18 protein-coding genes are annotated in these 21,867 nt (G+C 51.0%); 9 read left to right on the plus strand and 9 right to left on the minus strand.

Annotation, left to right across the window (positions count from 1 at the left end; genetic code table 11):
* Positions 1-84: 84 nt before the first annotated feature.
* Both N7E60_RS05260 and N7E60_RS05265 read left to right on the plus strand, forming a co-directional pair.
* On the plus strand, positions 85-1,668 hold the full coding sequence (locus N7E60_RS05260; protein WP_269598303.1) for a Na+/H+ antiporter NhaC family protein: 1,584 nt from the start codon (positions 85-87) through the stop codon (positions 1,666-1,668).
* A 129-nt stretch (positions 1,669-1,797) separates the two neighbouring features.
* The gene (locus N7E60_RS05265; protein WP_069588799.1) at positions 1,798-2,379 is read left to right on the plus strand and encodes a thymidine kinase; all 582 of its coding nucleotides are present in this window, start codon (positions 1,798-1,800) and stop codon (positions 2,377-2,379) included.
* A gap of 112 nt (positions 2,380-2,491) precedes the next feature.
* Here N7E60_RS05265 and cspD read toward each other — a convergent pair whose 3' ends face one another.
* Entirely contained in the window at positions 2,492-2,713 is a 222-nt protein-coding gene (cspD, locus tag N7E60_RS05270) for a cold shock domain-containing protein CspD (RefSeq protein ID WP_069588926.1), read from the minus strand.
* Positions 2,714-3,535: 822 nt separating this feature from the next.
* On the opposite strand from cspD, the gene clpS reads away from it, so the two are divergent.
* A complete protein-coding gene (clpS, locus tag N7E60_RS05275) occupies positions 3,536-3,856 on the plus strand; it encodes an ATP-dependent Clp protease adapter ClpS (protein WP_069588801.1) in 321 nt (106 codons plus the stop codon).
* Positions 3,857-3,899: 43 nt separating this feature from the next.
* A complete protein-coding gene (clpA, locus tag N7E60_RS05280; protein WP_077455191.1) occupies positions 3,900-6,155 on the plus strand; it encodes an ATP-dependent Clp protease ATP-binding subunit ClpA in 2,256 nt (751 codons plus the stop codon).
* Positions 6,156-6,222: 67 nt separating this feature from the next.
* On the opposite strand, the gene infA is transcribed toward clpA, so the two are convergent.
* The 7 genes from infA to ald all read right to left on the minus strand — a co-directional run bounded on the left by infA (position 6,223) and on the right by ald (position 13,796).
* On the minus strand, positions 6,223-6,441 hold the full coding sequence (gene infA / locus N7E60_RS05285) for a translation initiation factor IF-1 (protein ID WP_069588804.1): 219 nt from the start codon (positions 6,439-6,441) through the stop codon (positions 6,223-6,225).
* Between the two features lie 129 nt (positions 6,442-6,570).
* Positions 6,571-7,296, minus strand: coding sequence for an arginyltransferase (locus N7E60_RS05290; RefSeq protein WP_269598304.1), 726 nt, complete (start codon positions 7,294-7,296; stop codon positions 6,571-6,573).
* Positions 7,293-8,012 carry a leucyl/phenylalanyl-tRNA--protein transferase gene (aat, locus tag N7E60_RS05295; protein WP_269598305.1) on the minus strand — a complete coding sequence of 240 codons (720 nt, stop codon included), beginning with the start codon at positions 8,010-8,012 and terminating at the stop codon, positions 7,293-7,295. Before aat ends, N7E60_RS05290 begins: the two co-directional genes overlap by 4 nt.
* A gap of 20 nt (positions 8,013-8,032) precedes the next feature.
* Positions 8,033-9,751: a heme ABC transporter ATP-binding protein/permease CydC gene (gene cydC / locus N7E60_RS05300; RefSeq protein WP_269598306.1), complete on the minus strand. Its 1,719-nt coding sequence runs from the start codon at positions 9,749-9,751 to the stop codon at positions 8,033-8,035.
* On the minus strand, positions 9,744-11,513 hold the full coding sequence (gene cydD / locus N7E60_RS05305; RefSeq protein ID WP_269598307.1) for a heme ABC transporter permease/ATP-binding protein CydD: 1,770 nt from the start codon (positions 11,511-11,513) through the stop codon (positions 9,744-9,746). The genes cydC and cydD overlap by 8 nt, the downstream gene beginning before the upstream one ends.
* Positions 11,514-11,595: 82 nt before the next feature.
* On the minus strand, positions 11,596-12,555 hold the full coding sequence (gene trxB / locus N7E60_RS05310; RefSeq protein WP_069588816.1) for a thioredoxin-disulfide reductase: 960 nt from the start codon (positions 12,553-12,555) through the stop codon (positions 11,596-11,598).
* Between the two features lie 116 nt (positions 12,556-12,671).
* Complete coding sequence (gene ald / locus N7E60_RS05315) at positions 12,672-13,796, minus strand: alanine dehydrogenase (protein WP_069588818.1); 1,125 nt, start codon at positions 13,794-13,796, stop codon at positions 12,672-12,674.
* 166 nt (positions 13,797-13,962) lie between these two features.
* Between ald and lrp the strand changes: the two genes are divergently transcribed.
* From lrp to serS, 5 genes are all read left to right on the plus strand, one after another.
* The gene (lrp, locus tag N7E60_RS05320; protein WP_069588819.1) at positions 13,963-14,457 is read left to right on the plus strand and encodes a leucine-responsive transcriptional regulator Lrp; all 495 of its coding nucleotides are present in this window, start codon (positions 13,963-13,965) and stop codon (positions 14,455-14,457) included.
* 240 nt (positions 14,458-14,697) lie between these two features.
* Positions 14,698-17,436 carry a DNA translocase FtsK gene (locus tag N7E60_RS05325; protein WP_269598545.1) on the plus strand — a complete coding sequence of 913 codons (2,739 nt, stop codon included), beginning with the start codon at positions 14,698-14,700 and terminating at the stop codon, positions 17,434-17,436.
* Positions 17,437-17,451: 15 nt separating this feature from the next.
* Positions 17,452-18,081, plus strand: coding sequence for an outer membrane lipoprotein chaperone LolA (lolA, locus tag N7E60_RS05330; RefSeq protein ID WP_096627795.1), 630 nt, complete (start codon positions 17,452-17,454; stop codon positions 18,079-18,081).
* 69 nt (positions 18,082-18,150) lie between these two features.
* Positions 18,151-19,413: a replication-associated recombination protein A gene (locus N7E60_RS05335; protein WP_269598546.1), complete on the plus strand. Its 1,263-nt coding sequence runs from the start codon at positions 18,151-18,153 to the stop codon at positions 19,411-19,413.
* A 188-nt stretch (positions 19,414-19,601) separates the two neighbouring features.
* Positions 19,602-20,888: a serine--tRNA ligase gene (gene serS / locus N7E60_RS05340; RefSeq protein ID WP_269598308.1), complete on the plus strand. Its 1,287-nt coding sequence runs from the start codon at positions 19,602-19,604 to the stop codon at positions 20,886-20,888.
* Between the two features lie 85 nt (positions 20,889-20,973).
* Here serS and N7E60_RS05345 read toward each other — a convergent pair whose 3' ends face one another.
* The gene (locus N7E60_RS05345) at positions 20,974-21,756 is read right to left on the minus strand and encodes a hypothetical protein (RefSeq protein ID WP_269598309.1); all 783 of its coding nucleotides are present in this window, start codon (positions 21,754-21,756) and stop codon (positions 20,974-20,976) included.
* Positions 21,757-21,867 lie beyond the last annotated feature (111 nt).

Here is a 21,867-nt window from a genome sequence, read left to right on the forward strand (position 1 = left end):
GCAAGTTGTTTGCTGTGTGTTACCACGCCTTACCAGTCTTCGTTTCTGCAGTAGATCTCCAACCAATTGGTTGATATTGAGATCATGAACTTAACAGACTTTTCTTCATCCGCTTTATCGTTACTTCCACCCTTGCTGGCTTTGGGCCTTGCCATTGCAACACGTCGCGTGCTGTTGTCGCTAGGCATGGGGATTGTACTCGGTACCTTGCTACTCGCTGACTTTTCCCTAGGGACATCGGCGCAATACCTTTTTGATGTGGTTGCCGGCCTATTTGTGGCTGACGGCAGCATTAATAGCTGGAATATGAGTATTCTTGCTTTCCTAGTATTGCTGGGAATGATCACCGCTTTATTGTCCCTCTCTGGAGGAACACGAGCGTTTGCAAATTGGGCACAGAGCCGAATTAAAAGCAAACGAGGAGCAAAGCTACTGGCGGCTTTCTTGGGCGTATTTATTTTCGTAGATGACTATTTTAATAGCTTGGCGGTGGGGGCTGTTTCGCGCCCTGTGACCGATCGCTTCCATGTGTCTCGAGCCAAGCTGGCGTATATTCTCGATTCGACCGCCGCACCTATGTGTGTTATTACCCCCGCTTCGAGCTGGGGCGCTTATATCATTACCGTCATCGGCTCGATTTTAGTCGCACATGGGGTGACAGATTACACGCCGCTCGGCGCCTTTGTCACCATGATCCCGATGAACTTCTATGCAATCTTTGCGCTTCTGCTGGTTTTTGCAGTGATTTGGTTTCAGCTTGATATTGGCCCTATGCGTCAATTTGAATACCAAGCAAAAAAAGGCAGTCGCTTAGGGGATGAAAGCGACAATTGTGCCGATCTTTGTGACGATCTTGGGATTGAAGAAAGCGAGCACGGCACGGTTTCTGATCTGGTGTTACCGATTGTGGTCCTCGTTGTGGCGACCATCAGTGCGATGCTCTACACCGGCGCACAAGCGTTAGCGGGTGACGATGTATCCTTCTCAGTACTCGGCGCGTTTGAGAATACTGATGTAGGCATGTCCCTTCTGATGGGAGGCGCAGCTGGACTTATCGTTGCTTTAGCCATGACGATCAAACAAGGGATTGGTGCGCCTGCGATCAGCAAAACCTTATGGGTCGGGGCGAAATCCATGTTTGGGGCCATTCTTATTCTGCTGTTTGCATGGTCTATTGGCCATATCATCGGCGACTTGCAAACGGGTAAATATCTGTCTTCATTGGTGCAGGGCAATATGCCATCTGAGCTACTCCCTGTTGTGCTCTTTTCACTCGCGGCAGTGATGGCATTTGCGACCGGCACCTCATGGGGAACCTTTGGTATCATGCTACCGATCGCGGGCGATCTGGCTGCGGCGACGGAAATTTCCTTGATGTTACCTATGCTGTCGGCGGTATTAGCCGGTGCGGTGTTTGGTGACCATTGCTCACCGATCTCAGATACCACCATCTTGTCATCCACAGGGGCACGCTGTGGGCATATTGATCATGTCTCGACACAGTTGCCTTATGCGATTGGTGGCGCTCTGGTGTCCGCGGTTGGCTTTTTGGTCCTTGGCGTTACCGCATCACTATGGTTGGCATTTGCCGCCACGACACTGGCCTTTGTCGCGCTTTGTTTTGCGCTACTGTGGCTGAAAAAGCGCCCGTGCAAAGCCATGGCCTAATCTCGCTCGTAACTACCTCATAATAGGATTGAGCGCAAAGCCCCGCTGGTCGGGGCTTTCCTTTTTGATGAGATCCGGTAGCATGCTGGATTGATTTTAAGCCTGATGACCGAATAATCCGAGATAACAATGGCGCAGCTTTATTTTTATTACTCCGCAATGAATGCCGGTAAGTCGACAACACTTTTGCAATCAGCCTTTAATTATCAAGAACGAGGCATGCAGCCCCTGTTATATACAGCGGCAATCGATGACCGATATGGTCAGGGAAAAATTAGCTCACGAATTGGTTTAGAGACAGAGGCGCACCTATACCACAATGAAACCAATTTATTCGAACATGTTTCAGCCATTCAAGAACACGAAAAAGTAGACTGCCTGTTACTGGATGAGAGCCAGTTTCTCACCAAGCAGCAAGTGCTTGAGTTAACTGATGTGGTCGATAAATTGCGTATTCCTGTGTTGTGTTATGGATTACGCACAGACTTTCGAGGAGAGCTATTTGAAGGCTCTCAATACTTACTCGCTTGGGCGGATAAGTTAGTAGAACTAAAAACGGTTTGTCATTGTGGTCGTAAAGCCAATCGAGTGATCCGCCAAGATGCGAATGGCAATGCGATCGCTGATGGCGATCAAGTTGTGATCGGTGGTAACGAGCGTTATGTGTCGGTTTGCCGGTTGCACTATAAGGAAGCTCTTGGCTTACTATGAGCATGGCCTGCGATGGGCGAGTGTCTCTATAAGGTAGAGCGCGCCGAGTACGAAAAAAAGCGAACGCAATGCGCTCGCTTTTTCCTTTGTAACCGTCGCGAATAACGCGTTGTTATTTCGCTGCTTCTTGTTCAACGGGGACGATTTGGCTCGCATGGTAGCCTTTCGGTCCTTCTTGAACCTCGTAGCTGACGGTTTGACCCGCTTTCAACGTCCTGTATCCATCCATTTGGATTGTTGAGTAATGCGCAAAAACGTCGCCTTCTCCTTCTTCAGGACAAATAAAGCCGAATCCCTTGGCATTGTTAAACCATTTTACTGTACCAGTTTCCATGCGAAACATCCCTCTTGCATCAAACTTTTGCATACCTTGCAATAAACTAAGTGCCCACTCATGACCTCTGCGCTAGCACGCATCAGACAGCATTTGCTCAAGATGGTGAGCGTGCGATCAAAAAGTGGTTAGTTTATCTACCACAATTTCCACTGTAGTAGATACTTTTAGGCAGTCAAGTATCGATAATAACTTATAACAACATTTTCATAGTAATCCGGAAAAGTGTGAGAGCCTGACAATAAATGCATAAAAAACAATAATGTCATTTTCATGAATCTATCGACTCACCTCTCACTGTGGATGCTCGGTACGTGACTATCTGTTATAGGTGAAATGTCGCTTAATTGTTATAAATTCAGCTAGTTATGTGTTGTATCTAGAGTTATTTATCTCACTATACAAGATGGGATAACCTAGTGGCGTGAATGAAATCGCAATCATCGGGTGTAATAAATTTTATTGGTTTATGAATAATTTCTTACGTCTAAATACTGAGATAGATTTAGCGAAAATCCCTTTTTCAATCCCATCAACACAGTTATTTCCACTTTATAGCCGTCGAGTGTCTTTATTTTTGTACACTTCTTATGGTGGGGGCTGAGATGTTTTTGTTGAACAGTGAACGTTTTAGCACTTTTACCCCTAGATATATCAGTAAGTGACTAACAATTGTACAGACACACTTTGTTCGCATTGAAAGGGTTGCTGGAATACAATCTGTGGCTTAACTTTAAAGATAGGTGGACGGGATCAGTGGATGGCAGCAACGCCCCGCCACAACGACAGCCTAGACACCCAAACAATGCATTGTAAGTGGTTATGAGTAATTGGAACGAGTGGGCGCTCCCTGATGCTGACATCGCAGCGTCAGAGAAGACGAAGCTACAACCGCCATCTATGTATAAGGTGGTGCTGAACAACGATGACTACACGCCGATGGAGTTTGTCATTGAAGTGCTCCAGACGTTTTTTGCCATGGACGTGGACAAAGCGACGCAAGTCATGCTGACGGTGCACTACGAAGGAAAAGCCGTTTGCGGTGTATTCACCGCAGAGGTAGCGGAAACAAAAGTGGCACAAGTGATGATGTACGCCAAAGAGCATGGTCATCCATTGCTGTGCACCATGGAGAAAGCATGATTTCTCCGGCACGCTTTAGCGCGGTTATTGAGGGAGGTGCCTTATGCTGAATAAAGAACTTGAAGCGAGTCTCAACGGAGCCTTTGCACGTGCGCGTGAAAAGCGCCACGAATTCATGACGGTGGAGCACCTGCTTCTCGCGTTAATTGACAACGCCGCCGCTCAAGAAGCCTTGACAGCTTGCCGCGCAGACCTAGATGGCCTGCGTAAAGAGCTCGATGCGTTTATTGAGCAAACGACCCCTCTTATCCCTGTTGATGATGAATCACGCGAAACGCAACCGACATTGAGTTTCCAGCGCGTACTGCAACGCGCGGTGTTCCATGTGCAATCGTCAGGGCGCAGCGAAGTGAGTGGTGCGAACGTATTGGTCGCGATATTTAGCGAGCAAGAGTCTCACGCGGCTTACCTTTTGAAAAAGAACGACGTGAGTCGCTTGGACGTGGTGAATTTTATCTCTCACGGCACCACGAAAGATGACAACGACGATTTGCCGAGTAGCGACATGGGCGCTGAAGAGGCGAGTGGCGAGCCCGGTGAAGATAAACTGGAAAACTTTGCCACCAACCTGAATCAGCTCGCGCGGGTCGGGGGCATTGATCCGTTGATTGGTCGTGACAAGGAGCTGGAACGCACCATTCAGGTGCTATGCCGCCGTCGTAAGAACAATCCGCTGTTAGTCGGCGAAGCCGGCGTGGGTAAAACCGCTATCGCTGAAGGCCTCGCATGGAGAATCGTAGAAGGGCAAGTCCCTGATGTCATCAAAGATTGCGTGATTTACTCGCTGGATATCGGCTCGCTTCTTGCGGGTACCAAATATCGTGGCGATTTTGAGAAGCGCTTTAAGTCCATCTTGAAGCAGCTTGAGAAAGAAGATCATGCCGTACTCTTTATCGACGAAATCCACACCATTATCGGTGCAGGGGCGGCGAGTGGTGGACAAGTTGATGCCGCAAACTTGATTAAGCCATTGCTAAGCAGCGGGAAGTTACGTTGTATTGGCTCAACAACCTATCAAGAATATGGCTCCATCTTTGAGAAGGAGCGTGCCTTGGCACGTCGTTTCCAGAAAATCGATGTCATTGAACCGTCTATCGATGACACCACGAAGATTTTGATGGGCTTGAAGCCGAAATATGAAGCGCACCACGAAGTTCGCTATACCAACAAGGCGATCCGTGCGGCGGTTGAACTGTCGGCTAAATACATCAATGAACGTCATTTGCCAGATAAAGCGATTGATGTGATTGATGAGGCTGGGGCGCGTTGTCGGATGGCGCCAGCGAGCAAGCGTAAGAAAACCGTGAATGTTGCGGACGTCGAGTCGATGATTGCCAAGATGGCGCGTATCCCAGAAAAATCAGTGTCGTCCTCGGACAAAGATGTGCTTCAGTCGTTGGAAGATAAGCTGAAGATGCTGGTGTTCGGTCAAGACAAGGCGATTACGGCGTTGTCGGAAGCGATCAAGCTGAGCCGAGCGGGGCTAGGCGAGGAAAACAAGCCTGTGGGTTCGTTCTTATTCGCAGGGCCAACCGGTGTGGGTAAAACCGAAGTCACGGTGCAACTGGCACGTGCCATGGGAATCGAGTTACAGCGCTTTGATATGTCCGAATATATGGAGCGCCACACTGTGAGTCGACTGATTGGTGCGCCTCCAGGTTACGTGGGTTACGACCAAGGTGGGTTGTTAACTGATGCAGTGATCAAGCATCCACACTCGGTGGTGTTACTGGACGAAATCGAAAAAGCGCATCCGGACGTGTTCAACTTGTTGTTACAGGTGATGGATAACGGGACGCTGACCGATAACAACGGCCGTAAAGCGGATTTCCGTAACGTTATTTTGGTCATGACAACCAACGCCGGTGTGGCAGAGACGGTCCGTAAGTCCATTGGCTTGATTCAACAAGATCACAGTCACGATGCGATGTCGGAAATCAAAAAGGTGTTCTCACCGGAATTCCGTAACCGTTTAGATAACATCATTTGGTTTAATCACCTTGATGAAACGGTCATTCTGCAAGTGGTTGATAAGTTTATTGTTGAGTTACAAGCTCAGCTGGATGCGAAAGGGGTCTCTCTGGAAGTGACCTCCGAAGCGAAGCGCTGGCTTGCCGAAGAGGGCTATGACAAAGCCATGGGCGCGCGTCCAATGGGCCGGGTGATTCAAGACAACCTGAAAAAGCCGTTGGCAAACGAGCTGTTGTTTGGCTGCCTAGTGAACGGTGGGACAGTGCGTGTTGTGCTTAAAAACAACCGCTTGGATTTCCAATTCAGCGACCAGATGGAACCTGCATAGAGCGTAGGAGAAGTCTGATAAGCAAAACCCGGCGCATGCGCCGGGTTTTTTGATCGCGTTATGAGGATTAACGCGAACGGAAAACGATGCGACCTTTCGACAAATCGTAAGGGGTCATTTCAACAGTGACTTTGTCGCCGGTCAGGATGCGGATATAGTTTTTGCGCATCTTGCCTGAAATGTGGGCAGTCACCACGTGACCGTTCTCTAGCTCAACGCGGAACATAGTGTTAGGTAGCGTGTCTAGCACGGTACCTTGCATTTCAATTACGTCTTCTTTTGCCATTGAATCCTCTTAGGCTTACTGTTTTAGCCAATTTTTTGACCGACAGATAATGCCTCTATTCTGAAAGTCTGTAAAGTTCGGGTGCGAATTTTACCCTGTTGACGCCAAGCTTGCTAGAAAAAATAGCCACTAAGCGGTGGATATGGGCAAGCTAAAGGGTCGCCATTGGTGATTTATAAAGCGTTGATGCGGGAAGTAATCCGCTTTGTAACGCATGGCTGGACAATCATCAATTTGATAGCCCAGATAAAGCCACGATTTTTTCTCGGCGCTGGCATATTCAAGTTGAGCTTGAATGCAGACGCGTCCTAATGAAAAACGATGGAACGGGTCAAAAAAGCTGTATAAGGCGCTTAAACCGTCACTCAGCACATCGGTAACGGCAATCGCAACCAAGGTCTCTTCACCGTTATTAGGCTCATACAAATGAATAAAGCAGGGGTGAAGCCAGTCGCTATGGGTGAAGGCAATAAAGTCCTCCGCTTTAGCTGGGTACATATTGCCATCAGCATGACGCGCGGTGATGTATTGATCGTAAAGTAAAAACCAGTTTGGGTCGAGCTGGTCGCTAACCTTTACCCGCAGCCGTTTTAGTTGGCTGCGATGGCGCTTTTGGCTTTTACTTGGTTGATACGCGCCAACATCAATGCGCAAGGATTGGCACGCATTACAGTGAGGACAATGCGGGCGATACATCATGTTACCACTGCGGCGAAAACCGGCGTTGATCAGTTGCTGGTAACCTGCAGGGTGGTGCATGTCGGGGGATAACACGACCGCGAGCTGTTCGTTCTCTGTCGATATATATTGGCAGCGAGAAGCTGGAGTAAGGCCGACTTTTAGCGCTACGTTCATGACTGCCTCTCACGAAAGTCCGCGATAACGTGCGGCATATATGCGGCTTTTAAGCGCGTGTCTCGCGCCGCGTATAGGGCGTGAATAAACTCATCCCTTGGCCACGCCGTGGCGCCGAGAGAGGCAAGGTGGGGCGTCATCATTTGGCAATCGATGTACTGCCCACCTTGAGCTTGAAAGTGATGACAAAACTGCCAAAGCGCGAATTTTGAGCCATTATCGATAAGCGAAAACATGGATTCACCGCAGAAAAACTGTCCTACGGCGACACCATACAATCCCCCTACGAGTTGATCCTCTTGCCACACTTCGACACTGTGCGCATCGTGCTGCTGGTGAAGGGCGAGGTAGGCCTCACGCATCTGGTCGGTGATCCAAGTTTGCTCAGGGCCCCTGATGGCGGCACATTGATGAATCACTGCCTCGAAGGCATGATTGATGGTCACGGTCACTTGGCTTTTGCGCGCCGCTTTGCGCAAGCTGCGGCTGACGTGAAAGTCAGAGGGACGAATGATGGCCCGTTCACTTGGCGACCACCACAGTAACGGGTCTTCTTCACCAAACCAAGGGAAAATACCGCTACGATAGGCAGACATCAGCCGTGCAGCCGAGAGATCGCCACCAATAGCTAACAGGCCATCTGGGTGAGCGAGTGCATCGCTCACCGGAGGAAAGCGAAAATCATCTGCCGCTAATGGCGGCAAAAAGAGGGTCATACCCGCAGTCTCTCCATGTGTTACAAGCGTTGTCGCAGTTGTGCATAGCGTCCGTTTGCCGCCATGAGTGCAGTATGATCGCCTTGTTCGACAATCTCACCGGCATCCATGAGACAAATGGTGTCCATTTGCTCAAGCCCGACCAAGCGGTGAGTGATAAACACCACGGTTTTGTTTGCACAATGTTGCTGTAGTAAGGATAGGATCTGCGCCTCCGTTTGCACATCTAACCCTTCGGTTGGCTCATCTAATAAAACGATAGGTGCGTCATGCAAAAGGGCACGCGCAATACCAATCCGTCGTCGCTCGCCACCAGAAAGCTGTCGGCCTCCATCTCCCATCCATGCATTGAGTCCTGACTCGGCCAGCAAGGTCTGCAAGCCTACTTGGGTTAACACTTGCGTCAGCGTCTCGTCGCTGGCCTGCGGGCATGCCAAGATCAGGTTATCGCGCAAGGTGCCATTAAACATGTCGACCCGTTGCGTGACGACAGAAATCGCTTGGCGTAACGCCGGCTCTGACCATTGACGTAACGGCTTGCCATCAAGATGGATCTCGCCGTTGCTTGGATCCCATGCGCGCGTTAACAAGCTAAGCAGGGTTGATTTTCCACATCCGGTCCGACCGAGTAGCGCCACTTTTTGCCCCGCATGTACGTGCAAAGAAATGTGGTTTAATGCAGGGTTTGCAGTTTCTGGGTATTGATAACTGACGTTATCCAGCTTGAGCTCACCTTGCACCGCATCGGCATGTCCTTGCGGCGGAAAATAGACACTGGGTGTACGCTCTGTAATCCGGTTGAGCCGCTTAGCCGCGGTCAGGGTTTTTCCCAAATATTGGAAAGCCGCGGTGATGGGCATCATCAACTCAAAGCTTGCCATAGTGGTAAACGCGACCATTGCAATCAGCGGATCGGGCAAGCGACCACCCACACCATCGGCAGCTAACCAAATCATCAAAACTAAGGTTAAACCGGTTGCCGCCATCAGCACCGCATTCGCCCAGCCGGTGACGTTTGCCATGTTCGCTTGCGCGGCTAGCATGGCTTTTTCACTGTTATCAACCCGTGCACGATAACGGGATTCTGCGCCAAAAAGGGCGAGTTCGGCATGGCCTTGCAGCCAATCGAGTAGGGCGATTCGGGTAGCGGCATTTTGTTCTAATTGCTGGCGTCCATGTTGCTTACCAAGATGGTAAAAAATAACGGGCAACCCCAGCAGTAACGCCAATAAACAGCTGCCCAACGCTAGCCCTAAGGTTGGGTCTAACCAACCCAAAAACAGACTCACAGCAAGGACGCCGAGGGCGCCAACAACCATGGGACTGACCAAGCGCAGATAGACGTGATCCATCGCATCAACATCGGCCACCATGCGATTGAGCAGGTCGCCATCACGCACATTCAGGGTTTGATCCGGCACCAAAGGAGCAAGCTTACGGAAAAACGCTACCCGCAGGTCGGCAAGCAATTTAAACGTGGCATTGTGGCTGACGACGCGCTCTGCCCAGCGCCCAAAGGTACGGCCGATAGAAAAACCACGCACGCCAGCAGCGGGCAACATGTAATTGAAGGTGGCCATGCCAGTGAGTCCAGCCACGGCCGCCGCAGCGATAAACCAGCCTGATAAGGTTAATAGGCCAATCGCGGCAAACAAGGTGGCAAACGCCAACACCATGCCCAAGCTAAGACCAAACCAGTGACGCTTATACAGGCGTAAGTAGGGGAGTAGTTCACGCATCGAGATTTCTCCTGTCTGCTGAGGCTAGCATGTCAGCAAGCTGCCCTTGAGCGGCGATATCTTTGAATTTGCCTTGCTGAGTGATGGCGCCATCAGCCATGACCCAAACCTGATCGCAGTTGTCGAGCGCATCGAGGCGGTGTGACACCTGAATACAGGTTTTTCCTTGGGTTGCTGTGTGTAAGCTCAAATTGACCAGTTGTTCGCTGTGGGCATCGAGGCTTGCCGTCGGCTCATCCAATACCCATAGTGCACCGTCTTGCAATAAAGCACGTGCAACTGCGATACGCTGTGCTTGGCCGACTGACAGTCCGCCGTTACGGTCGCCAACGGGATGAGCCAGTCCGTCGGTCAGACGCATGACAAACTCATCGACATAGGCTTGTGTCATTACATGATTAATCGACTCTGGCGTGGCATCAGGGTTGGCGAGCGCAATGTTGTCACGAATAGAGCCATGGAATAGCTGTGGATTTTGGCCTACCCAACTGATCGCTTGGCGCCAATGGGTGAGTGAGAGCGCTCGGCGCTCACAGCCGTTAACGACCAGACTGCCGCGATAGGGTAAAAAGCCGAGCAGTGCATTCAACAGGCTCGACTTGCCTGCGCCACTGACGCCGACAAGTGCAATATGCTCACCGGCTTTAACGTCAAAGTTGAGCGGCCCAGCCAAGACATGGCCATCAGGGCTGAGCACTTCGAGATCGCGCGCGGTGATGGTCACAGCCTCGAGATCGGGTGTCTCTTGGCCTTGTGTGCCGGTATCGGGTTGCGCATCGAGAAACTCGACGATGGATTCGGCAGCACCAATCGCTTGGGCTTTGGCGTGATAAAACGTGCCAAGATCTCGTAATGGTTGGTAAAACTCAGGCGCGAGCACCAGCACAAATAGGCCGGTAAATAGCGATATCGGGGCACCATAGTGGCCAAAGTTAAGTTCACCAATGAAACTGAAACCGAAATAGACGGCCACGACTGCAATGGAAATGGCCGTAAAAAACTCGAGCACGGCAGACGATAAGAAAGCCAGTCGTAGCACTTCCATGGTTCGTTTGCGGAAGGTGTGTGACGCTAGATGCAGTTGTTCGGCTTCTGCATCAGTGCGATTGAATAGTCGCAGTGTCGGTAAGCCACGCAAACGGTCATAAAAATAGCCTGACAGTCGTTGCAGTGCTTTGAAATTCTTGCGATTTGCGTCTGCGGCTTTGATCCCCACCAAGGCCATAAAAAAGGGCACCAGCGGCGCGGTAATCAAGAATATCAAGCCGGAGGCCCAATTGATGGGGAACACGGTGACGAGAATCACCACGGGGATCAATACGGCAATCGCCATTTGCGGTAAATAGCGGGCAAAGAAGTCCTGTAATTCTTCGACTTGCTCGAGGAGCAAGCTAGCCCAACTGCCCGCCGGACGACCTTGAATACTCACGGGGCCGAGTTCATGAAGACGATTCAAGATCAACTGGCGAATATGGTGGCGAATGGTTTGGCCACAGCGATAGCCCGTTCGCTCTTTGGCCCAACTACAGGCCGCACGCAGTAATACTACGGCCCCCAGACCAATGAAACTGGGCAGCAAACTGTATTTATCGGCTTGTTCGATAATGAGCTGATAAAGCAAATGGGCGAGGAGCGCTGCTTGAGCAATGAGTAGCAGTCCAGATGTAAAGGCTATGCCAATCGTCGCAACTAACCAGGGTTTGGCTAACACGCTCTGCGACTTGAGCCATTTCGTTAGCGCCCGCTGTTTAGATTTATCCATATCGTCTTATTATTTTATGAAAGGCCTGCGAGTGAGGCAGAGCAGGCTGCTCAGGGGCAGCCTGCGTGGGATCGCGCGAGGGTTACTTCTCAGCTAACCCGTCAAGGTAGCGCTCAGCATCGAGCGCTGCCATACAGCCGGTGCCGGCTGACGTGATCGCTTGGCGGTAGACATGATCCATCACATCGCCAGCGGCAAAAACGCCTTCAATGCTGGTTTGTGTGGCGTTACCGTTCAGGCCGGAAGCCACTTTGATGTATCCGTTTTCCATCTCCAATTGACCGGCAAAAATGTCAGTGTTTGGCTTATGGCCGATAGCGACGAAGACGCCCATGACATCCAGCGTTTCTGTCGCATCACTTTGGGTGTCTTTTAAGCGCACAGCAGTGACGCCCATTTCATCGCCAAGCACCTCGTCCAGCACACGGTCAGTGTGTAAAACGATGTTACCGTTCTCAACTTTGTCCATCATGCGATCCACGAGGATTTTTTCCGCACGAAAGCTATCACGGCGGTGTACAACATGGACTTCAGAGGCGATGTTAGACAAATACAAGGCTTCTTCGACCGCGGTATTACCACCGCCAATCACAGCCACTTTTTGGTTGCGATAGAAAAAGCCATCGCAGGTTGCACAGGCGGAGACCCCACGGCCTTTAAAGGCTTCTTCTGATGGCAAACCAAGATATTGTGCGGATGCACCTGTCGAAATAATTAAGGCATCGCAGGTGTATTCACCACTGTCGCCTTTTAAACGAAATGGGCGCTGAGACAGATCAACGTCGTTGACGTGGTCAAAAATAATCTCGGTGTCGAATTTCTCCGCATGGTCTTTCATGCGGTCCATCAAGGCTGGACCCGTGAGGCCTTCTGGATCGCCAGGCCAGTTCTCTACATCTGTGGTGGTGGTTAGCTGGCCACCTTGTTGCATACCCGTGATCATAACTGGATTCAGGTTGGCACGTGCCGCATAAACAGCGGCGGTATAGCCAGCCGGGCCTGAACCAAGGATCAATAGGTTAGCATGCTTAATGTTACTCATTCACGTCTCCGGGCAGGATAGAGGTTCGTTTTGAATGGCCTGATTGTAGGTAAATTGGACGGGTAAAGAAAGGGCACCGTGACGGTGCCCTTTGATTGTAGGGTACAAAACGCACATTAATGTGCGGCTTTTAATGCGTCCATGGCATCCACATAAGGAAGTTCAAAGCCTTCAGCCACTTCTTTGATGGTGACTTGACCATGAATAACGTTCAAACCATTGCGCAGGTGTTGATCTTCTACCAAGGCATCGCGATAGCCTTTGTTGGCCAACTTCACGATATAAGGCAGGGTCGCGTTGTTGAGAGCAACGGTAGAGGTGCGAGCAACCGCGCCTGGCATGTTAGCGACACAGTAGTGAACCACATCATCAACAATGTAGGTTGGATCCGCATGGGTGGTCGCGTGTGATGTCGCGAAACAGCCACCTTGGTCAATGGCAACATCGACGACCGCCGCACCTGGTTTCATGCGCTTGATGTGGTCTTCGTTAACCAGTTTTGGCGCGGCTGCACCTGGGATCAGTACCGCACCGATAACCAGATCAGCATTGAGAACGTGTTGCTCCAGTGTTTCTTCTGTGGAGTAGACCACTTTTGCGCGACCTTGGAATTCTTCATCCAAACGACGCAGTGTGTCGACATTTTTGTCTAAAATAGTCACATCAGCACGTAGGCCAACGGCCATGCGCGCTGCGTTTGAACCGACAACACCACCGCCGAGTACCACAATTTTCGCCGGTTCAACGCCTGGAACACCACTTAGTAGCATGCCTGAACCGCCGTGTGATTTCTCCAGTGCTTGTGCACCTGCTTGAATAGACATACGGCCCGCTACCTCAGACATAGGCGCAAGGAGTGGCAATCGACCTTTAGAATCTGTTACGGTTTCATAGGCGATACAGACGGCTTTACTCTTAATTAAGTCTTCTGTTTGTGGAAAATCTGGTGCAAGATGCAGATAGGTGAATAAAATCTGTCCTTCACGGAGCATGGCACGCTCAACCGCTTGCGGCTCTTTGACTTTAACAATCATCTCGGCCTTGGCGAACACGTCAGCCGCGGTAGGAAGGATAGATGCGCCGGCGGCTTTATAGTCGTCGTCAGAGAAGCCAATACCGTTACCAGCGTTGGTCTCTACGTAAACAGAGTGGCCGTGAGAAATAAGTTCGCGGACACTTGCTGGAACCATACCAACGCGGTATTCATGGTTTTTGATCTCTTTTGGAACGCCAATGATCATGCTGTCACCTCTTGTTTATTCAGTGTTATCGGCTGGCTAGTTGTTGATATTGTCAATTTTCAGGCTAGTATAAAGGGAAAAAATCAGCATTTGATGCTAAAATTTATAAAGATGTTATTTAATTCGGTATATCTTTTTGCAAGGAAGTAACAAGGTGGAATAAAAAATGGTAGATACCAAAAAAAAGCCCTCCAAGGAATTGGACCGCATTGACCGCAACATCCTGAATGAGCTCCAAAAGGATGGGCGTGTTTCAAACGTTGAGTTATCTAAACGAGTCGGTCTTTCTCCTACCCCCTGTCTCGAACGTGTCCGTCGCTTGGAGCGCCAAGGCTATATCACTGGTTATACGGCGCTGCTCAATCCCCAGTTTCTCGACGCATCATTGCTGGTGTTTGTCGAAATCACCTTGAACCGTGGCGCACCAGATGTGTTTGAGCAATTCAATAAAGCGGTTCAAACACTGGAAGACATTCAAGAATGTCATCTTGTCTCCGGTGATTTTGACTACCTACTTAAAACACGAGTAGCTGATATGTCGGCATATCGCAAGTTATTGGGTGAAACCTTGCTGCGTTTGCCCGGTGTGAATGACACACGCACTTACGTGGTAATGGAAGAGGTGAAGCAGAGCAATCATTTGGTGATTCGCACCCGCTAAACCTGTTTGCCAATCGCCACATTGGTGTCGATCCCCCAAACGATGAAACCGAGCCACCGTGCTCGGTTTCTTTTTTGTCTTAATCAGCAACAATTATGTGATATCTCGGTAAAGATTCATCGCTGACTCGCATCATGCCTGCCGTTCAGGCACGAATGTGGTAAAGTCAGTGCAGTGGCGAATGCAAACCTCAAACCATGGTGGGGAATGCGAATAACGAAAAGTAGTAAACAGGTGATGATGGAGTTTTCTTTGCGTCGTGAGCCCAAATCGGCTCAGCCCAAGGTGCGATTGGATGGCGCTCAGCGTTTGAAAGAGTGTGGCTTTATCTTGGTGCTGGCAGCGGCCGTCTTTGTGATGGTTGCGCTACTGTCTTTTAATCCGGCTGATCCCTCTTGGTCACAAACTGCTTGGCACGGTGATGTGCACAACGCGGCAGGTTCATTAGGGGCGTGGGTCGCCGACAGCCTCTTTTTCTCATTCGGTATTTTGGCCTACCCATTACCGCCAGCTGCCATGCTGGGGGGGTGGGTTTTCTTGCGCCGCCGTGGCGACGACGAGCCACTCAACTACACGATTTTAGCCGCGAGGATCTTAGGGCTTTTCGTTCTATTCCTAACCAGTTGTTCGCTAGCCGATCTCAATTTTGATGATTTTTGGCATTTCTCCTCTGGGGGAGTGATGGGCGATGTCACCAACAGTTTGGCATTGCCACTGCTTAACGTACTAGGCACCACATTGGTGATGCTGTTTTGTTGGGCAGCAGGGTTTACATTGTTTACTGGGATCTCTTGGCTAAGCATTGTGGATAATCTAGGAGCGGTGACCTTAAGGGCCACTACTTGGTTGGTTAACCGCCTCCGTGGCGATAAGGTGACTGAGCTTGGCAAGCCTGCTGCACAAACCGTCACTGAGTCAGACAAGGTGACTGACGCGGCAGAGCCGATGGAATTAAGTGATTTGCGCCGCTTCACCCCGTCTCCGAGTGTGCAAGAAGTCCCAGAGGATAGGGCATCAGCCGCACCAAGCACGCCGATTATCTTTGGGGGACAAGCCTTACCCGCCGATGACGATGGCAAAACACTGGATGACCCTGAGCCTAACTTGGGACAGTGGCAAGGGGTTGTCGAGCCAGAAGACGAACCAACCCAACCGAACGTACCGCTGTCGGATGACGCGCCGGGGGATGAAACATTACCGCCGTGGCAAGAGACCGATGCATCCAGCGATGGAAGTGTTGGAAGTGAAGGAAGTGACGAAAGTGAAGAGGTGGCGAGTGAGCCGGTATCTCATGAAACCACCTATGGCAATCAAGACGGTTTGTCTGAGTTAGAGCGTGCCGAGCAAGCCGCTGGGGCGGCTGAGGACGATGAGGATCCGTTCCAAGAAACGATTCGTAAAGCGCAGCAAGCCCAGCAACAGGCTGCTGGGCTTGATCATCCTTTCTTAGTCAAAGATGAGCCAAACTTGCCAAAACCTGCGGAGCCTTTCCCGACCTTAGATTTGCTCGATCCTGCGCGAAAAACCGCTTCACAGGCGACACGGGAAGAGCTTGAACAAATCGCGCGGTTAGTCGAAGCACGACTTGAGGATTATAAAATCCAAGCGCGTGTTGTGGGGGTCTATCCCGGGCCCGTGATTACGCGTTTTGAGCTGGACTTAGCGCCGGGTGTCAAAGTGTCGCGCATTTCTGGATTGTCGAAAGACTTGGCGCGTTCTTTGTCGACCACCGCGGTGCGGGTAGTGGAAGTGATCCCAGGTAAACCTTATATCGGACTCGAGCTACCCAATGAAAACCGCGAGACCGTCTTTATGTCGGAAGTGGTTGGCAGCGAGCGCTTTAAGAACAGCAAGTCGCCGATTTCTGTGGTGTTAGGAAAAGACATTGCTGGTGAAGCGATTGTGACCGATTTAGGCAAAGCCCCTCACTTACTGGTCGCCGGTACTACTGGCTCGGGTAAGTCGGTGGGTGTGAACGTTATGATCGTCAGTATGCTCTATAAAGCGGCGCCGGAAGATGTCCGCTTTATCATGATCGACCCGAAAATGCTGGAGCTTTCTGTGTATGAGGGGATCCCGCATTTGCTCACCGAAGTGGTCACCGACATGAAGGATGCGGGCAATGCATTGCGCTGGTGTGTTGGCGAGATGGAGCGACGCTACAAGCTAATGTCGGCGTTAGGTGTTCGTAACCTCAAAGGCTTTAACGAGAAAGTCAAAGCCGCTGAGGCGGCGAATAACCCGATTCCAGACCCACTCTGGAAACCGAGTGACAGCATGGATGAAACGGCCCCTACGCTAGAAAAGCTGCCTTATATCGTCGTGGTCGTTGATGAGTTCTCTGATCTGATGATGGTGGTGGGCAAAAAAGTGGAAGAGCTGATCGCCCGTTTGGCGCAAAAGGCCCGAGCAGCGGGTATTCACCTAGTGCTTGCCACCCAGCGCCCATCCGTTGATGTGATCACCGGCCTTATCAAAGCGAACATTCCGACGCGGATGGCTTTCACCGTCTCCACGAAAACTGACTCGCGCACCATCTTGGACCAAGGGGGTGCAGAGTCGCTGTTGGGCATGGGGGATATGTTGTTCATGCCCAACGGTTCTAACCATCCTATCCGAGTGCACGGCGCGTTTGTCAGTGACGAAGAAGTGCACCGTGTGGTGAACAACTGGAAAGCGCGCGGTAAGCCGCAGTATCTCGAAGAGATCACTCATGGCGATCAGGGTTCCGATAGCTTATTGCCGGGAGAAACCCCGACAGGCGCGGATGGCGAAGAGCTGGATCAGCTGTTTGACCAAGTGGTTGAGTTTGTCACCGAAAGCCGCCGCGGCTCTGTATCAGGGGTGCAACGCCGCTTTAAAATTGGTTACAACCGTGCGGCTCGAATTGTGGAACAACTCGAAGCACACGGTGTCGTAAGTTCACCGGGCCACAACGGTAACCGAGAAGTGTTGGCGCCACCGCCACCGAAAGCGTAATCAGATGGACGTTGTATGAAAATGAAAGCTTTTTATCGCCACCTAATCGCGATGCTGACGCTGATGTTTGCGGTTGCTGTTCAAGCGCAATCCACTGCCCAGCAGCAGCTGATGGACCGATTGAGTAAAGTGGATGCCTTTAGCGCCAATTTTGAACAGGCTGTGATCAGCCCGGAAGGGGAGCAGATCCACGCTGCAAAAGGACGACTATCTATTGAACGTCCCAACTTGTTCAATTGGACCACGACCACACCCGATGAAAATATCATGATCTCTGATGGGGAAACATTGTGGTACTACAGCCCGTTTGTCGAGCAAGTTACTGCCATGTGGTTAGACGATGCGACCGCACAAACCCCGTTTGTGTTGTTAACCCGCAATCAGCCAGACGATTGGCAGATGTACACTATTACCCAGCAAGGTGACACCTTTACCCTGACCCCCAAAACGGTAGGGAGCATTGGCACGTTTGCCGTGACGGTAAAACCGGATGGCACCTTGACCCATTTTCGGGTGACCGAGCAAGATGGGCAGCAAAGCCAGTTCACGCTCAGCCAGTTTAGTCGTCAGGCACCGGATGCGTCCTTGTTTGAATTTACGCCACCGGACTCGGTGCTGGTGGATGATCAACGTCAGCCGCGTTAATCACGGGAGAGAAGATTGTCGACACTACCGCTAGATTTTGCTGACGACTTTCGGCCGCTTGCTGCTCGCATGCGGCCGCTTTCGTTAAGTCAGTACATTGGCCAGCAGCATTTACTGGCCGAGGGCAAGCCTCTTCGCCGCGCCATCGAATCTGGCAGCCTGCATTCAATGATTTTTTGGGGCCCACCGGGCACCGGCAAAACCACCTTGGCAGATATCGCGGCTCGTCAAGCCAATGCGGAAATCGAACGATTGTCTGCGGTGACCTCGGGCGTGAAAGAAATTCGCGATGCAATTGTGCGTGCAGAGCAGAATAAACAAGCCGGAGTACGTACTGTCCTGTTTGTTGATGAGGTTCACCGTTTCAACAAAAGCCAACAAGACGCGTTTTTACCGCATGTTGAAGCGGGGACAGTCACCTTTATTGGTGCCACGACTGAAAACCCCTCTTTTGAGTTAAACAACGCCTTGTTATCACGTGCGCGGGTGTACCGGCTGAGTGCGCTTGAGCGTGATGATTTGATTGCGGTGATTGACCAAGCATTGGCGGATAAAAACCGTGGACTCGGTGAGCGAGAGCTACGTTTTGATACGGGGGTGAAAGACGCTCTGGCGGACACCTGTAGTGGCGATGCGCGCATGGCTTTGAACCTGCTGGAAATGTTAGCCGATATGGCTGATGGTGCGGTGACTATGACGATGCTGAAAGACGTCGCTGGGGAGAAGGTGGCACAGTTCGATAAGCAAGGCGACGCATGGTATGACCTCATTTCAGCATTTCATAAGTCCGTGCGCGGCTCTAACCCAGATGCAGCCTTGTACTGGTATGCCCGTATCGTGTCCGCGGGAGGGGATCCCTTGTACGTGGCGCGTCGATTGTTAGCGATTGCCTCTGAAGACGTGGGTAATGCCGATCCGCGTGCCATGCAGGTTGCATTGAACGCATGGGATTGCTTTACCCGCGTCGGGCCGGCGGAAGGTGAGCGCGCGATCGCACAAGCTGCGGTGTATCTTGCCTGTGCTCCTAAAAGCAATGCAGTCTACACCGCGTGGAAACAAGCGCTGCGCGATGCAAAAGCCACGGCGAATGCCCCTGTCCCTATGCACCTTCGTAATGCACCGACGGCCCTGATGGAAAGCTTGGGACATGGCGACGGGTATCGTTATGCCCATGATGAACCGAATGCCTACGCCGCCGGTGAGCGTTATTTGCCCGATGAAGTCAGTGATGTGCGTTATTACCAGCCCGTTAATCGCGGGCTAGAAATTAAAATCGCTGAAAAGCTCGCCTTTCTGGACGAGCTTGACGCAAAAAGCCCGCAAAAGCGCTAGGCAACTTCACCCTTTTTGGGTAAGGTTTAAAGTGCGGCTGCACCATCAAGGCGCAGTCGCCTAGTAGTGGTGACATCCACGGTCACCCTCGGCCAATCGCGTTATACAATACGCACGATCGCAGCTTGTCTTCAAATCGTGATGACAAGTGATAATCAACTAATCAACCCGAAAAGCACAGGATTAGCATGCTGGATTCCAAATTACTTCGAACTGAGCTGGAAGAAACGGCTCAAAAACTCGCTCGTCGTGGCTTTACGCTCGATGTTGACGCTATACGTGAACTCGAGGAACAACGTAAATCCCTGCAGATTCGCACCGAACAATTGCAAGCAGAGCGTAACTCCCGATCGAAGTCCATTGGCCAGGCTAAAGCGAAGGGTGAGGACATTGCGCCACTACTAGCAGAAGTCGCGAACTTGGGTGACGAGCTGGACGCTGCAAAAGCCGAGCTGGCTGAACTGCAACAGAAAGTGAACGACGTGGTAATGGCGGTGCCAAACTTGCCAGCCGATGAAGTCCCAACGGGTAAAGACGAGTCTGAAAACCTCGAGGTGTCTCGTTGGGGTGAGCCGCGTCAGTTTGATTTTGAAATCAAAGATCACGTTGATTTGGGCGAGCTTTCTGGCGGGCTTGATTTCGCCAGTGCTGTGAAACTGTCGGGCTCACGCTTTATCGTGATGAAAGGACAGATGGCGCGTATGCATCGTGCCTTGACCCAGTTTATGCTCGACTTACATACCAACGAGCACGGTTATACTGAGATGTACGTGCCTTATTTGGTGAATGCAGACAGTCTTTATGGCACAGGTCAGTTACCAAAATTTGGTGAAGATTTGTTTAACACCAAACCGGCCACCGAAGAAGGGGTAGGGATGTCCTTGATCCCAACCGCGGAAGTACCGCTGACCAACATGGTGCGTGATGAAATTGTCGATGAGGCCGATTTGCCGCTGTGCATGACGGCACATACACCGTGTTTCCGTTCAGAAGCTGGCTCCTATGGTCGCGATACCCGTGGCCTGATTCGTATGCACCAGTTTGACAAAGTTGAACTGGTCAAAGTCGTTAAGCCAGAAGATTCTATGCAAGCACTTGAATCACTCACTGCGGATGCAGAGAAGGTGTTACAACTGCTTAACCTGCCATATCGTAAAGTGTTGCTGTGTACCGGCGATATGGGCTTTGGTGCGGCGAAAACCTATGATCTTGAAGTCTGGTTACCTGCACAAAACACCTACCGTGAGATTTCTTCGTGCTCAAACACGCAAGATTTCCAAGCACGCCGAATGCAGGCGCGTTTCCGTCGCAAAGGTGAGAAAAAACCTGAGTTACTGCATACCTTGAACGGTTCTGGCTTGGCCGTTGGTCGTACTCTGGTAGCTATTTTAGAAAACTACCAACAAGCAGATGGCCGCATTGAAATCCCTGAAGTATTGCGTCCATACATGGGCGGTCAAACGCACATTGGCTAATGAAGTGAGTCAGGGTTAAAGAACAAAGGGTCGGCATGATTGCCGGCCCTTTTTTATTGGGGTGACGACACGCTGTTGAGGCAGGTCATTGCCCCGAACCTGACTGAGGAAACGGCGCGATGGGGCTAAGTGCATCATCGTGTTGGCAGGGATAGCGTGTCAGCACACGTGCGATAAAGCTGTCGAGCACATGAAGCATAATTCGGTTTACGCGCTGCGATAGCGCAACTTTATGCTCAAAGGGCAGTTGTTCTGACTGCGCGAGCTGGTTTAACACCTGGGTGATTTCTTTTTGGATGTCGTCGGCCAATGACAAAGCCTGCAGTTGGCGTAAGCGCTTCGCGAGTATTTGCTGGTGCAAAGTGAGAGATTGCTGGGCGTTGCGCGCGGATTGTTGCTCTTGGTATGCCGCATGGCTGTAACGCTGCCTTGCTTGTAATAGTTCTAAAATCGTATACCAGATTTGCTGATAGCTCTCCAAACGGGTGTCGTCGCGTTGCGCGATCAATGCTGGCGGGACTGCTTCATCCACCAAGTAGACGATATGTTGCAGAGCCCGATTTTTCATACGGGTTTGGGTGTCGTTGTCGTAAGACGGTAAGGCATGAAGGTGGTGAAAAAAGAGTCGATACATCGGCTTTTGCGCTTGAGGAGCCAGTTGGTGAAGGTGACGCGTTTGGCTTAACAGCACTTGGTAGTCGTCTGAGCTAATACTGGGTTGGGTGGCTAAGTGCTGAGCATGCTGTAACAGCACACGTAGTTCATGCAGTTGGTGTAAGTGCAAATCTGGGCGCTGACGGAAAAGCTGTACCGCTACCACCACCGCGATGCTCAATGCTAATGTTCCTACCATTAATAGCCATTCCATAGTCGCTCCCTGCGTTTCAGTCGCTGATATGACCTACCCAGCAGGAATCGTGCCTAAAATGAGAGATTTATCACGCCCTGTGCAAGGGGCTAGGCAGCCGACAATGAAAGA

This window comes from Salinivibrio proteolyticus (genome assembly GCF_027286365.1).
In the GTDB taxonomy this organism is placed as follows: Bacteria; Pseudomonadota; Gammaproteobacteria; order Enterobacterales; family Vibrionaceae; genus Salinivibrio; species Salinivibrio proteolyticus.

Excerpts from the sequence above, each read along its gene's own strand:
- N7E60_RS05260 (WP_269598303.1), top strand. The coding sequence starts at position 85 with ATGAACTTAACAGACTTTTCTTCATCCGCTTTATCGTTACTTCCACCC.
- N7E60_RS05265 (WP_069588799.1), top strand. The coding sequence starts at position 1,798 with ATGGCGCAGCTTTATTTTTATTACTCCGCAATGAATGCCGGTAAGTCG.
- cspD (WP_069588926.1), bottom strand. The coding sequence starts at position 2,713 with ATGGAAACTGGTACAGTAAAATGGTTTAACAATGCCAAGGGATTCGGC.
- clpS (WP_069588801.1), top strand. The coding sequence starts at position 3,536 with ATGAGTAATTGGAACGAGTGGGCGCTCCCTGATGCTGACATCGCAGCG.
- clpA (WP_077455191.1), top strand. The coding sequence starts at position 3,900 with ATGCTGAATAAAGAACTTGAAGCGAGTCTCAACGGAGCCTTTGCACGT.
- infA (WP_069588804.1), bottom strand. The coding sequence starts at position 6,441 with ATGGCAAAAGAAGACGTAATTGAAATGCAAGGTACCGTGCTAGACACG.
- N7E60_RS05290 (WP_269598304.1), bottom strand. The coding sequence starts at position 7,296 with ATGAACGTAGCGCTAAAAGTCGGCCTTACTCCAGCTTCTCGCTGCCAA.
- aat (WP_269598305.1), bottom strand. The coding sequence starts at position 8,012 with ATGACCCTCTTTTTGCCGCCATTAGCGGCAGATGATTTTCGCTTTCCT.
- cydC (WP_269598306.1), bottom strand. The coding sequence starts at position 9,751 with ATGCGTGAACTACTCCCCTACTTACGCCTGTATAAGCGTCACTGGTTT.
- cydD (WP_269598307.1), bottom strand. The coding sequence starts at position 11,513 with ATGGATAAATCTAAACAGCGGGCGCTAACGAAATGGCTCAAGTCGCAG.
- trxB (WP_069588816.1), bottom strand. The coding sequence starts at position 12,555 with ATGAGTAACATTAAGCATGCTAACCTATTGATCCTTGGTTCAGGCCCG.
- ald (WP_069588818.1), bottom strand. The coding sequence starts at position 13,796 with ATGATCATTGGCGTTCCAAAAGAGATCAAAAACCATGAATACCGCGTT.
- lrp (WP_069588819.1), top strand. The coding sequence starts at position 13,963 with ATGGTAGATACCAAAAAAAAGCCCTCCAAGGAATTGGACCGCATTGAC.
- N7E60_RS05325 (WP_269598545.1), top strand. The coding sequence starts at position 14,698 with ATGGAGTTTTCTTTGCGTCGTGAGCCCAAATCGGCTCAGCCCAAGGTG.
- lolA (WP_096627795.1), top strand. The coding sequence starts at position 17,452 with ATGAAAATGAAAGCTTTTTATCGCCACCTAATCGCGATGCTGACGCTG.
- N7E60_RS05335 (WP_269598546.1), top strand. The coding sequence starts at position 18,151 with ATGCGGCCGCTTTCGTTAAGTCAGTACATTGGCCAGCAGCATTTACTG.
- serS (WP_269598308.1), top strand. The coding sequence starts at position 19,602 with ATGCTGGATTCCAAATTACTTCGAACTGAGCTGGAAGAAACGGCTCAA.
- N7E60_RS05345 (WP_269598309.1), bottom strand. The coding sequence starts at position 21,756 with ATGGAATGGCTATTAATGGTAGGAACATTAGCATTGAGCATCGCGGTG.